13 protein-coding genes are annotated in these 13110 nt (G+C 58.1%); 10 read left to right on the top strand and 3 right to left on the bottom strand.

What is annotated here, in order from left to right:
• Nucleotides 1–26: 26 nt before the first annotated feature.
• Nucleotides 27–1082, bottom strand: a complete 1056-nt coding sequence (locus P9230_RS21130; protein ID WP_278120772.1) for a BMP family ABC transporter substrate-binding protein — start codon at nt 1080–1082, stop codon at nt 27–29.
• 198 nt (nt 1083–1280) lie between these two features.
• Nucleotides 1281–2294, bottom strand: coding sequence for a nucleoside hydrolase (locus P9230_RS21125; protein WP_278120771.1), 1014 nt, complete (start codon nt 2292–2294; stop codon nt 1281–1283).
• A 139-nt stretch (nt 2295–2433) separates the two neighbouring features.
• Here P9230_RS21125 and P9230_RS21120 point away from each other — a divergent pair, with 139 nt between their 5' ends.
• The 4 genes from P9230_RS21120 to P9230_RS21105 are packed head-to-tail and all read left to right on the top strand — an operon-like array spanning nt 2434 to nt 4720.
• On the top strand, nt 2434–3195 hold the full coding sequence (locus P9230_RS21120) for a GntR family transcriptional regulator (RefSeq protein ID WP_278120770.1): 762 nt from the start codon (nt 2434–2436) through the stop codon (nt 3193–3195).
• Nucleotides 3195–3953, top strand: coding sequence for an SDR family oxidoreductase (locus P9230_RS21115; RefSeq protein ID WP_278120769.1), 759 nt, complete (start codon nt 3195–3197; stop codon nt 3951–3953). The genes P9230_RS21120 and P9230_RS21115 overlap by 1 nt, the downstream gene beginning before the upstream one ends.
• Nucleotides 3954–3960: 7 nt before the next feature.
• Entirely contained in the window at nt 3961–4560 is a 600-nt protein-coding gene (locus P9230_RS21110; RefSeq protein ID WP_278120768.1) for an HD domain-containing protein, read from the top strand.
• A gap of 1 nt (nt 4561) precedes the next feature.
• Nucleotides 4562–4720, top strand: coding sequence for a hypothetical protein (locus P9230_RS21105; protein WP_278120767.1), 159 nt, complete (start codon nt 4562–4564; stop codon nt 4718–4720).
• Nucleotides 4721–4796: 76 nt separating this feature from the next.
• Here the strand turns inward: P9230_RS21105 and P9230_RS21100 are convergent, their stop codons facing one another.
• Nucleotides 4797–5504 (bottom strand): GntR family transcriptional regulator, encoded by a 708-nt coding sequence (locus tag P9230_RS21100; RefSeq protein WP_278120766.1) that lies wholly within the window; start codon nt 5502–5504, stop codon nt 4797–4799.
• Between the two features lie 731 nt (nt 5505–6235).
• Between P9230_RS21100 and P9230_RS21095 the strand changes: the two genes are divergently transcribed.
• The 6 genes from P9230_RS21095 (at nt 6236) to P9230_RS21070 (ending at nt 13084) form a co-directional block, all read left to right on the top strand.
• Entirely contained in the window at nt 6236–7783 is a 1548-nt protein-coding gene (locus tag P9230_RS21095; RefSeq protein ID WP_278120765.1) for an ABC transporter substrate-binding protein, read from the top strand.
• 65 nt (nt 7784–7848) lie between these two features.
• Nucleotides 7849–8889, top strand: a complete 1041-nt coding sequence (locus P9230_RS21090) for an ABC transporter permease (RefSeq protein ID WP_278120764.1) — start codon at nt 7849–7851, stop codon at nt 8887–8889.
• Nucleotides 8890–8893: 4 nt separating this feature from the next.
• Entirely contained in the window at nt 8894–9742 is an 849-nt protein-coding gene (locus P9230_RS21085; RefSeq protein ID WP_347404006.1) for an ABC transporter permease, read from the top strand.
• Nucleotides 9739–11400 carry an ABC transporter ATP-binding protein gene (locus P9230_RS21080; protein WP_278120762.1) on the top strand — a complete coding sequence of 554 codons (1662 nt, stop codon included), beginning with the start codon at nt 9739–9741 and terminating at the stop codon, nt 11398–11400. Before P9230_RS21085 ends, P9230_RS21080 begins: the two co-directional genes overlap by 4 nt.
• The gene (locus P9230_RS21075; RefSeq protein ID WP_278120761.1) at nt 11397–12323 is read left to right on the top strand and encodes an NAD(P)-dependent oxidoreductase; all 927 of its coding nucleotides are present in this window, start codon (nt 11397–11399) and stop codon (nt 12321–12323) included. The genes P9230_RS21080 and P9230_RS21075 overlap by 4 nt, the downstream gene beginning before the upstream one ends.
• A 2-nt stretch (nt 12324–12325) precedes the next feature.
• A complete protein-coding gene (locus tag P9230_RS21070) occupies nt 12326–13084 on the top strand; it encodes a 3-oxoacyl-ACP reductase family protein (protein WP_278120760.1) in 759 nt (252 codons plus the stop codon).
• The last annotated feature ends 26 nt before the right edge of the window (nt 13085–13110 follow it).

The raw sequence follows: 13110 nt of genomic DNA, 5'->3' as shown, positions 1-13110 counted from the left end.
CCGGGTTCCTTGGGAGGATTAACCGTTTAGTTTGCAGAAGGACGATCGATTGGCGGCTTTCCCATCTGCTTGGCGTTGGGGTCCAGGTCGATGTAGTTCGGGACCACGATCTCGCCGGAAACAACTTTCGCCGTCAGTTCATCCATTTTTGCGAGAGCGGCGTCGGAGATCAGCCCCTTATTGTACTGATCCATCGCTGCTTGGACGCCTCCCTCCTTGAGGCCATACTGTTTGTTGGCACCTCCCTTGAATGTGCCGTCAACAACCGACTTGATAATGTCGTAGGCCAAGACATCGACACGCTTCATCATGGAGGTAAGGACCGTGCCAGGCGCCATGTAGTTCTGGTTCGAGTCCACGCCGATCGCAAAGGTGTGCGTCTGCTTCGCCGCATCGATGACGCCTGCGCCCGTCAGATTGGCCACGGCGAAGTTGATGTCGGATCCGGCGTTGACCAGCGCCAGAGTGTATTCCTTGCCTGCAGCAGGGTCGGTGAAGGAGCCTGAATACCGCTCGAGAACCTTGATGTCGGGCTTCACGGTTTTGGCGCCGTAATAGTATCCGTTGAAAAAGCGGTGGATGACCGGGATGTCCTTGCCACCAACGAATCCGATCGTGCCGGTCTTTGAAGTCATCGCAGCCGCCACCCCGACGATGAACGAGCCTTCCCAGTCCTTTGCGACCCCACCAACCACATTTGGCGCGATCGGATCCGAGCCGACATCGACGATGCCGAATTTCTGATCGGGGAAGGCCGCAGCCGCTTCCTTCATCGGCTGTATCATGTCGAAGCTCGCGCCAAGCACCAGGTCGAAGTTTTTCGCAGCCGCGGCGCGCACGAGCGAGGATTTGAAGTCGGATACCGCGCGAGGCTGGATGACTTCATACTTGATGCCGAGGTCTGTCTTGGCCTTCTTAAGGCCGTCGGCGATCATATCATTGAACGAGTGGTCTCCAAGGCCGCCTTCCGCGGTTACAAAGGCGACCTTGATGCCAGCTTGGGCCATCGACGTCGTTGCGATCAAAGACAAGCTTGCGAAAGATAGGCTGGCGCAAAGCGCCACTTGCTTGAAAAATTTCATCTCACTCCCCTGGAGCTGTTTGCTTCCTGACGCCCGCGATGCCGGAAGGGCACGGATTGATTTTCTTATGCGCCTCCATGCAGGCGATACGATCCTATTGATGATTGTATGAAGCTGTCAATACAAAATTGCCATTTGGTTCATAAAAGAAACGGCCGGCAATGGATTGCCGGCCGAGCTTCGATCAATTCCGAGGCTTCAACGGGTCCCTGGCTTAGGTCCTCGGGCAAAGATCTCGGTGAGCATGTTTATGAAAGCCGAGCGGTTCGCGTGAAATGCGACGTGGCAGTTGGCCGGCCTTGTCGTCCGCTTCTCGTGATCGACTACGGTCCTGCCTATCGTGTATTCGCCGGCGGTTTCGATGACGACATTGACGAATCTCGTATCGACGATGCTCTCATCGACGAGTGCGGCCACGCAAACGGCATCATGGACGGGCGCCGTAAGGGGCGTTCCCGTTGGTTGGTTCGCTTCATATCCCTTGATGCGATGCATTATTATGTCGGCGGCAGCTTCACCGGCGGCGGTGCCGAGGTTCCGGAGATGATCGCATTGGTCACTGGAGACCAGGGCCTCGTGCGTGGCGTCAAGCGGGACAAGTGTAATCTTCTTGAATCCTGCACGAAATACCTGGGCAGCCGCTTCCGGATCAGCCCAAATGTTGAACTCAGCTGACGGCGTAATGTTTGATTTATTGATGGCGCCTCCCATGATAATCAAATGTGATACATTGGAAGGAAAGGCTGGATCGACTGCGATTGTTGCCGCAAGATTGGACAGTGGTCCGACAGCTACCAGAGTTATCTGGTTGGGATTGCTTGCGAATATTTCAGATAGAAAAATTGGTGCTGGCTTGTCTTGCTTCCTGCCTTTCGGCGCAGGCACGGGTAGCACAGCCATGTGAACTTTTGGATCTCGTTTCGTTGCCCTTGGCGTCGGAAAGTCTGGACGGACGATGGGGGTTGCCAGTCCTTCATAGACAGGAATGTCGCCCCGGCCGATCCATTCCAGAGTCCGCAATGTGTTGTCGGTGCATTTCTCGACTTCGATATTTCCGTTGACCGTGGTGACAGCCACCAGATCCAAGGCGGGATGGAGAGCCGCCAACATGATCGCAACAGCGTCGTCCGTTCCCGTGTCGACATCGAGGATGAGCTTATGAACCATCGCGGTGCTCCAGAAAGGTTGTGCGCGGTCGCGCTGTTTCTCCATGATTGCCACCTGATATGCGCGGAAGTCAATACGAAACGATGATAAATCGTATTAGAGATTTTATCGGATACCGTCAGCAATTTTGTTGCGTGCGTTCGGAATCTTGGTTACTAATCGAGCAGCCAGAGGATGCGGAAGAATGAAAGACGCCTTAGAAGTCGCTCAAAAGGAATCGCGAGCAGAGCCGGCTGCGCTTGAGAGCGTTCCAGATGAAATCTACGACACCGTGGTTCGGGCCATTCTCGATCGGGCGCTTGATCCCGGGACCAAACTCCCCGAGGACGTCTTCTGCAATCACTATGGTGTCAGCCGGACGATAGTCAGGGTCGCCATTCACCGGCTGCAACAAGACAGGCTGGTTGAGCTGCAAAGGAACAAAGGCTGTTTCGTAGTCGTTCCCGACCGCAAGGAAGCGATGGACATCCTCGAAGCGCGAAAAGCCATCGAGCCTTATGTCGTTCGCCGGCTGGTCGCGTCAGCCTCGGATGCTCAACTGCTGGCTCTACAGCGGCACGTTGACAAGGAAGACGACGCTTATCATCGCAACGACCAACGAGAAGCGTTGCGTCTATCGGGTCAGTTCCACTTAGTTCTCAGCAGCATCGCCGACAACAAGGTCGTAGAAGCGACCCTGCTCAATCTCGTTTGCAGGTCGGCCCTGGTAATTGCGACTTACAGCGACGTCACAGCCTGTTGCAAAGCGCATGATCATCGACGCCTGGTGGAATTGCTGCGTGAACGGAACGCCGGTGCAGCCGTGGAGCTGATGGAACGTCACCTGAGCGATATAGAGCGCGATCTTCTGCAGGATAAGCCTGCTCAGGAGAAACCAAGTCTCGAAAGCGTCCTCAAGCTCTATGGTGCGGGCGTTAAGGAGCACCCGCTGCGTAAAGCGGGTTGATGGAACATATGACCTTACGAGGCAGGAAGGCGCTCGTCATTGGCGGCGCAGTTGGGATTGGGCGCGCGGTCTGCAAGGCATTTGCGTCGGAAGGTGCTAGCGTCGGCGTCGCCGATCGAGGTTGGCCTGACGAAAAGTCTTCGATTGTAACCGAGTTGGTGGCATCGGGCGTCGATGCCTACTCCGATGAAGTCGATGTCAGGGACGAAGGATCGGTATCCAGAGTCATCCAGCACGCGATAAGTCGCCTCGGCTGGCTCGATATTCTGGTCAACAACGCCGGCATAACCAGCGCTGGCGCTCCCATGCAGCAGCAGGACTCGACGCTCTGGGCAGAGATTTTCGCCACCAATGTCAATGGCGTCGCATTTGGCATGAAGCATGTGTTGCCGCATATGCTTGAGCGAGGCTTCGGACGCATCATCAACACATCATCGCAGCTGGCGCACAAGCCGGTGCCTAACCACGGTGCCTACTGCGCTTCAAAGGCAGCTGTTACGGCTCTCACTGCCAGTGTCGCTCAGGAGGTAGCGCGTGATGGCATCACCGTGAACTGCGTTTGCCCCGGAATGACGGACACTGCGATGCTGTACAAAGGTGGCGAGTCATTCGTTGAGGAGAATCTCAAAGCCCTACCAATCGGGCGACCCGGCAAGGTGTCGGAGATCGCGGCGACTTACGTCTTCCTGGCGTCGGACGCTGCAGCGTTCTTCATTGGCCAGAGTCTTTCGCCTAATGGCGGCGACGTCATGTGGTGACGCGATGTTGAGCGAAACCGTCGCCTTCCTGACCGAGATTGACAGACTCAAGCAGGTCGACCGTCAAACCAAGATCATTGGCGAGAAGCGCCGCGAAAATGCGGCAGAGCATTCATGGCATCTCGCGATGTTCGCCCTCGTACTTGGACCGAGGTTCAGTCGCATCGACCTGTCGCGGGTCATTGGCATGTTGCTCATTCATGACATCGTGGAAATCGACGCTGGTGACGTACCTTTGCATTCAAACAATGTGGATTCCGTGGTGACGCAGCAACGGGAGGCTGACGCTGCTCGGCGGATCTTTGGACTGTTGCCCCCGGCTGACGCTGGGCGGTTTCTGCGCTTGTGGAAAGAATTCGAGGCCGGCGAGACAGAGAATGCTCGGCTTGCCCGAGCATTCGATCGACTGCAGCCTCTCATCTTAAACCTAATGAATGGTGGTGGAACTTGGTCCGAGAACGACGTTAGCGAGGGAGAGATTTCTGATCGTTATGGCCGCGAAATCGAACCGGCATCGCCGGAACTCTGGCAGGAAGCGCGGCACCTTGTGTCGCTCTATTTCGAGCAAAAATCTGTGGGCGATCGCAGGATGCACAAAGGAGGTTGATTTGATCCGTCGTTTCCAATCAGCGGTCAGCGCTTTATTTTCCGTCTGGCTCAATGAATACGCTCAATATGCTATGGCCGCTCCTCCCTTTGGCGCGCTAGCTCAACTGATCCTGGCAGACGCGAACAGCAAATCGCTGCGGAATCCTGTTCCGCGTTGATCGGCCGCGAAGACGAGCTCGTTTGTCGAAAATCCAACTATTGATAGTCACCAGATCGTCGGGCTGCCACTCAGCCTCAAGCCCCTCGTAGCCAAGCCATTGTCTCAGAAAAGTTCGAGGCTTTGTCCTCACCGTCTAGCTTCAGGTCCGCTTCAACATGCTTTAGGTGACGTAGCATTTCACGAGCGGCCGTTTCGCCATTCCCTTCCGCGATTGCGTTCACGATACGGCTGTGCTCGTCGGGAGGGCAGGCTTTATCTTGTTCGGCATAGAGGAGGATGGCCAAACAGGTTAGCGTTTGGAGGCCGGTCATCAAGCGTGTCAGGACATCGTTCGCCGCGACCTCGGCAAGTAGAAGGTGAAACTCCCCCGTTAGCCTGACCAAAGTCCCACGGTCGTCCGAGTTCCTAGCTGCTTTCTCTTTGGCAAGATGAGCGTGCAGCCGATCCAAACCGCCCCCAACAGGACCGGCCGCCAACATTCGAACTATGTCAGGTTCAACCATCTTGCGGACCGCGAGTATGTCTCGCGTCTCTTTGCGTGTCGGAGCTGCCACCGTCGTGCCGATATTCGGCATTTTCACCAGTATGCCGTCTTGCGCGAGTCTCGCTATTGCCTGTCGGACAACGGTCCTACTGACGTCGAAGGTCTCGGCCAACTGCTCCTCGGTCAAACGCTCACCAGGAGGCAGCCTCATCTCGAAAATCGCCTGCAGAATCCGCCGGCGGATTTCAGCTTCGGACTTCCCGTGTGCCTTTTGAAAGCGGGGCAGGCTTGGGTCCAAATGCCGTCTCCTTCAAACAGCTGATCATCCTCGATAGGGGCATTCGCCGCCAAAACGGCGTACCTCATCCTTTATCAATAAAGGACTTTTGAGCTACGTGCCAAAGCATCTGGCGACTGAAAACTTAGGTCAGGCACGCCGTACAGCGTGGTCCTATATAGAAAGCAGATATTGTGCACAACGGCCGACACAATCTCGATTCCCTTCTAATTTAGTGCCGTGTCCCGCAATTGCGAGGTTGCAGGGCAATCGCCCCCAGAGCTGAGGCTGGTGCGACTTCTAAGCTGGATAAGCCAAGCATGACGCAGGGGCATCCACTCCTGGCGTCGATTTTCAATGCCTTCTCCCTTTTCGACACGCGATTCACAACCCGGGTGCGCGGTGGCAACAACTTGGTCGGTCACCAGCGGCACTGCATGCGCGAGCGTTCATCACCTGAAAATTCTGATTGACAACCCGGAAGGAGGCTTGCACACTTCGATTGTACACAATCACGGACTCAATGGAAGCCGGAAGAAGCTCGAGAGGAGGAGCGGATTCCGACGGCGGCGGACCAAGGTCTCGCCAGCACGTCGTTAAACGACCTCCTCTGACAACAGAGACGCCGAGAACCCTAGCGTCCATTTTCAAGGGGAAGAGAAATGCCAATTCGGATATCGAAGGATCTGCCGCTTTTCAGCATTGCCAATATGTCTCGCAGGTCTGCCTCGTTGTTGGTGGGAGCGCTGTTGATGAGCTCTATGCTCGGCGCGGGCCCGGTTTTTGCGCAGGACGCAAAATCGACCCTGGTGGTCGCCGGTCCGCGCACGCCGGAATCCCTCGATCAGGAATACCCGCCGACCGAAGCCGTCCACGAGGTCAGAAGAAACGTCTACGAGCGTCTGCTGGGTTACGCCGCCAAGGAAGACGGCGGGATCAAATACGAAGACTTCAGCAAGTTGGAAGGCTGCCTGGCGGAAAGCTGGGATGTGGCGCCGGACAAGAAGTCAATCACGTTTCACCTGCGCAAAGGCGTGAAAAGCAACCACGGTAACGAACTGAACGCCGACGCCGTCATGTGGTCGTTCGAGCGCGGCTGGAACACAAAGGCCAATTTCTACTGGTACATGACGCAGATCCTGAAGATCACCTCCTTCGAGGACTCCTTCAAGAAGATCGATGACTACACCGTCACGGTCAGCATCCCGAACCCCTCGCCATTGCTTGACCGGCTCTGGGTCAATTCCGACCTTGGCATCATCGACGCCGCCGAGCTCAAGAAGCACGTGACGGATGACGACAAATGGGGTGGCCGCTGGCTCGCCTCCAACTCCGCGTCCTTCGGCCCGTATTTCGTAAGCAAGTACAGCCCCGGCCAGGAGGTCATCTACGAGGCAAACCCGAACTACTATCGCGGCGAAGCCAAGATCAAGAAGGTGATCTTCAAGGAGATGCCGACGTCGGCAAATCGCGTCGCCGCGCTCCAGGCCGGTTCGGTGGACGTCGCCGAGTACCTCTTGCCGCGCGAACTGGCGCTGCTCGAGAAGGCTCCCGGGGTCAAGATCTGGAAGGTCTTCGGCAACTACATCCATCGCGTTGAAATGAACAACACGAGCAAGCCCTTCACCGATCCCAAGGTGCGCCAGGCGCTGAACTATCTGGTGCCGCGCGACGAGATCCTGAAGGCCGTTTATTTCAACACGGCGCGGCCAACCAAGAGCCCGATCTCCGAAATCTATCCGGGCTTCACGGACGAGTACTTCAACTATTTGACGGACGTGGCCAAGGCGAAGTCGCTGCTTGCCGATGCGGGCTATCCGGACGGGTTCAAGACCGAACTCGGCTATCGTACCGGCGACCAGATCGAGGAAGAAATCGCCGTCATCCTCAAGTCGGCCTTCGCCAAGGCCGGCGTCGACGTAACGCTGTCGAAGCTGCCTGCCTCTACTTTGGTCGAGCGGTACACCAAGGGCGAGATCCCGATGTACTTCTTCAGGGACATGGCGATCGTCCCGGACGCCGCCTATGTTGCCAACCTTTGGCTCAACAGCGGCTCCCTGATCGACTACTCGCGTTTCAAGAACGATGAAGTGGACAAGGACATCAACGAAGGCCTCACCACCACGGATGAGTCTTCCCGCCTGGAGAAGATGAAGCGGGTCCAGCAGATAACCATGGAAAACGCCCCTTGGGTGTTCCTTTTCAATCCTGGTTATCAGCTTGCCACGCGTGCCAATGTCGGCGGGTTCTCCTGGTACACGCCGAACGGCAACGCCTGGTACGACTTCTCAAAACAATAAGATTTGCCAACGTCGCCGGCTGGAGAAGAAACCGGCCGGCACGATTTGCCTGAAGGGAGGATGTCATGAAACCGTTCGCGCTCTGGGCGAAGCTGCCCAGACCCCTGCGCATCGTCGGAACCCGGCTGCCGCTTGTGGTGCCTCAGATGTTCGGGGTAATGCTCGTAACCTTCCTTCTGGTGCGTCTGCTCCCGGGCGATCCGGCCCTTCTCATGTTGGGCAACACCGCGACACCTGAATCGATTGCGGCATTGCGCCAGCGGCTGGGACTTGATCTGAGCATATGGCAGCAGTTCCTGCTCTATGTCGGCAACGTCCTGCATGGCGACCTTGGGGTATCCTTGTTCACCTCCAATCCGGTTGTCACGGATCTGGCGGAACGGGCGCCCGCGACGCTCGAGCTCATCACCTACGCAATGATCGTGACCATCATCGTGGGTGTCACAGTGGCGGTCATCGCCGTGGTCAGGAAAGGCGGCATCGTCGATTATTTCAGCCGCTTCTACGGCCTGGCGGCGGGCGCCATCCCGGACTTCTGGGTCGGTCTGCTCCTGATATTCTTCTTCTTCTACATGGCCGACATCGCCGCCGCACCGTTTGGCCGCATCGACGCCCTGATCAACGCGCCGCCGACGGTCACTGGCTTCTACACCATCGACAGCCTGCTGGCTGGCGATCTTGTAGCCTTCAAGTCGTCTGTCGCCAGGTTGATCCTGCCGGTGCTCACCTTGACCATCGTCAATGCCGGCATGCTGATGAAGATGACGAAGACGACGTTCTCCGACATCTACCGCAGCGAGTTCATTCGCCATCAGCGTGCAAGCGGTCTGCCGGAGCGGGTCATCATCAGGAGCGCCCTGCGCAACAGTCTTCCGCCGATCATCACCACAGTGGGGTTTCTCTTCGGCTTCCTGCTCGGCGCGGCCGTGCTCGTCGAGACCATCTTCGCCTGGGGCGGGCTGGGGCAGTATGCCGTGCAAGCGGTGGTCAACAGCGACTATCCCGCCATCCAGGGGTTCGTGCTCGTCGCCGCCGCCTTCATCCTCATCATCTATCTGATCGTCGACGTGCTCTACGAACTGGTCGACCCGCGGATAAAGGTCTGAGACCATGGAAAGCTCAAGCAACTCGTTTTTTCAGGGCCTGCGGCGCCCCGCGGCTGTCATCGGTCTCGTTCTGCTTCTGTTGCAGATCGTCGCGATCGTTTTCGCGCCGCTTCTAGCAACGCACTCTCCAGTGGAGGCCGACCCGCTGGCGTCGCTTCTGCCACCCTCGGCCGAGCACTGGCTGGGTACCGACGTGTCCGGCATGGATATCTATTCCCGCATCCTCTACGCCACGCGCATCAACCTGCTGATCAGCATATCCGCGGTCGCGGTGGCTTTCGTGGTCGGCGTGCCGATTGGCTTGCTGATCGGATATTACCAGAACATCGCGACATCGTTCGCGATGCGGGTGTTCGATTTCATCCAGTCCTTCCCGGTGTTCGTCCTTGGTATGGCGCTGGTGTCCGTCATGGGCCAGGAAATCTGGAACGTGGCGATCGTGCTGGCGGTCCTGTTCATCCCCATGTTTGCCAGGCTGATCCGGGCCGAGGTGTTGTCCTTGAGGCAGCGTCCCTTCATCAGCGCGGCACGCTGCAGCGGCGCGACTGATTTCACGATCATGTTCCATCACATCCTGCCCAACGCGCTGACGCCGGCGATCGTTCAGATCTCGATCTCTATCGGCATGGCCATCCTTCTCACGGCCGGCCTCTCCTTCATCGGCGCAGGCGTTCGCATGCCCGCGCCGGAGTGGGGCCTGATGGTCTCGACCGGTGCCCAGCAGATGATCCTTGGCGTGTGGTGGGTGTCACTCTTCCCCGGCCTGGCGATCGTGATTTCCGTCCTTTGCTTCGCTCTTCTGGGTGACGCCGCCAAAGATATGTTCGACCCGACGACCAGGAGCCGTACATGAACATCGAAACACTTTCCCCGCTTTTGGACGTTCGCGGCCTTTCGGTCTCCTTCGCCGACAAGAAGGTACTGGACGACGTCGACTTCTCGCTAAATCGCAATGAGGTGCTGGGCATCGTAGGGGAAACCGGGGCTGGTAAGTCGATCCTGGCCAGGGCGCTCATCAATCTGCTTCCGTCTGGCGGACGCGTTGTTGGCGGCGATGTGTTCGTAAACGACAAGTCGATCTTCGACCTCTGCGGCGAAGCGGCCAGGCAATTTCGGGGCGGCACGGTTTCGCTGATTGGAACGAACGCGAAGTCCCTGTTGGATCCCGTGCAGACGGTTGGATCTCAGGTGGCGAACGTGTTGCAAGCGCACCGTTCTTGCACCCGCAAACAAGCTTTGGCCGAGACGGCCGAACTCTTCCAACAGGTTGGTATCGTCAATCCTGAGCGGCGCATGGAAGCCTATCCGCATGAACTCTCGGGAGGTATGGCGCAGAGAATCGTGATTGCAATGGCGCTCATAACCCAGCCGGATATCGTCGTCGCCGACGACGCAACGCTGGGGCTGGACGCTACCATCCAGGTCCAGGTTCTCGATCTGTTTGTGAAGCGTGTTCGAGACTTAGGGCTGGGCGCGATCATCATTACTCACGATCTCGGGATCGTCGCTCATTTTTGTGATCGCGTAGCGATCATGAAGGAAGGTCGCATCGTTGAGCTCAAGCCAGTAGGTCAGTTTCTCGTCAGACCTGATGAGACCTACAGCGCCGTTCTGCTTGACGCTGCAAAGGCGCGTCCCGCGCCGATGACGCAGGATGAGCAATCCGTGTCAGGCCGGAAGGCCACACCGCTTTTGCAAGTCGAGAGCCTCTTCAAGTATTTCCCGCTTAGCGGCGGGGAGGTGGTACGGGCCATCGACGACGTGTCGTTCTCGGTAAACCGCAATGAAACCCTTGCGTTGGTGGGCGAAAGCGGGTCGGGCAAGACCACGGTCGGTCAGTGTCTGGTGAAACTGCTGAAGGCGGACAGCGGTCAGATCAGATTCGATGATCAAGACACGATTCCGATGTTAGAGAAGGACTTTCGCCCGCTTCGTCGCCACATTCAGATGGTGTTCCAGGAACCATATGTTGCGCTCAATCCGCGCTGGACGGTTTCTCAGCTTCTCGCTGAACCGCTTGGATTGGAGCCAGGCGTCACGAAGGCGGCGAAGCTCGCACGCGTTCGTGAGTTGCTGGGGCTGGTGCAACTGCCGACCAAGCTGGCGGATTCCTACCCGCATGAACTGACGGCGGGCGAGCAGAAACGGATCGGGATCGCGAGAGCTCTGGCCACAAAGCCGGAATTCGTCGTCTTCGACGAGCCCACGACCGCGCTTGATATTCGTGTTCGTGCGCAGATCATCGACCTGGTGCGTGATCTGCAGCGCGAGATCGGCTTGTCGGCGCTGTTTATCACGCACGACCTGAACTCCGTGCGATCCCTCGCTCACTACGTCGCTGTCATGCGGCTCGGCAAGATTGTCGAGACCGGCGAGACCGAACGCATCTTCGCCAGTCCGCAACACGAGTACACCCAAAAACTGCTGGCAGCCGAACTGCCCATCGAGCAGAACGAAACCCAGCGGGCCCGCGCCGAGGTGCATCAGCTGAAGGTGAGGGCTGCACGATGAGCGCTGGCGCGGTGCTGGTGACCGGAGCAGCCGGGCTGGTCGGCAATGCAGTCAGGGTCATGCTGGAGCAGGCCAGCCGCGATGTCATCCCTGTCGATCGGGTCGCGGCGACCGAAGAGGGACGGCCGATCGTCCAATGTGACGTCACCGAGGTGCACAGGCTCCATGCTGTGGTGCAAGGACGACAACTGGCCGGCGTCATCCATTGCGGCGCGTTCTCAGGGCCGATGGTCGCCCGCGACAATCCTCCGGCGATGGTGGCGGTTAACATTGTCGGCACTGTAAACGTCCTTGAGCTCGCGCGCATCCATGCCGCCTCTCGTTTCGTTTTCTGCTCGTCCACCAGCGCCTACGGCGTCACCGAACTGGACCTGGTACCGGAAGACGTGCCCTTGCGTCCGACAACGCTGTATGGTGCGAGCAAGGTCAGCGGCGAGCAACTCGTTGCGGCCTATCGCTCGCAGTTTGGGCTCGACGGCGTTAGCCTGAGATTGTCCTGGGTCTACGGCCCGCGCCGGACGACGGACTGCATCATCCGGGAAATGGTCACCGACGCGCTTGCCGGAAAGCCTACCCGCCTTGCATTCGGCCGCAACTTTCATCGGCAGTTCATTCACGTTGAGGATGCCGCCAGAGCGTTGGTCACGGCACTCGACCAGCCAAACCTGCCGCGCGACACCTATAACGTCACGGGCGGAAGCTTCCTGACATTTCCCGAGATCGCCGACGCCGTGCGAGCGGTGCTGCCATCCGCTGACATTTCGATCGCCGAAGGCGACGACCCGGTCGATGACCGTCAGACTCGGTTCGATATCGCAGCCGTCGAGCGCGACCTCGGGTTCTCACCACGAATCTCCCTGGTTGATGGCATCCGCAGCTACGCCGATTGGCTCGGCAAAAAGTTCGCAAGCGCGGGGCGCTGACGATGGAAGAGATCTTTTCCCTAAAGGGCCGTCGAGCGCTTGTAACCGGCGGTAGCCGAGGAATTGGCGCGGCAGTTTGTGAGCTTTTTGCACGGCATGGTGCCCAGTTGGCAGTCTTTCATTTCGATGATGAAGCAAATGCCCAGCTGCTTCAAAAGAAGGTGTCGGGGCAGGGCTGTGACCTTCAGAGTTTCAACTGCGATGTTGCGGATGAGGGCGCCGTCTCCAGGGCGGTGGCTGAGGTTCGGAGGCTGCTGGGCGGGATAGACATCGTCGTCAATTGCGCCGGCATCGGTGGAGACAAGCCGTTTCCCGAGATCTCGATCGGTGACTGGGACCGCATGTTGAATGTGCATCTGCGTGGCACGTTTCTGGTTACTCGTGCCTTCTTTCCGGAGATGCTCGAGAGGCGATGGGGCCGGATCATCAACGTCGCCTCGCAACTGGCTTACAAGGGCGCGCCGGGGTTAGCGCATTACTGTGCCGCAAAGGCTGGCGTCGTGGGTTTCACGCGGGCGCTTTCGTACGAGGGCGCTCCCCGAAACGTCATGGTGAACGCCATCGCCCCAGGTCCGGTGGAGACCGACCTACTGATGGGTCTCAGTGAGGACTGGCGCGCGATGAAACAGGCGCAGCTCCCCGTTGGCCGCTTCGGGCGGGTCGAAGAAATAGCCCCGACGGCGCTTCTTCTCGCCTCCGAGGCAGGTGCCTTCTATTCCGGCCAAACGCTGTCGCCAAACGGTGGCGACGTGATGCTCTAGCTTCAAGAAAGTCAGTCAGGAACGAC

It is taken from the genome of Mesorhizobium sp. WSM4887 (assembly GCF_029625865.1).
Lineage (GTDB): Bacteria > Pseudomonadota > Alphaproteobacteria > Rhizobiales > Rhizobiaceae > Mesorhizobium.
This window is presented reverse-complemented; position numbering and strand designations above follow the sequence as displayed.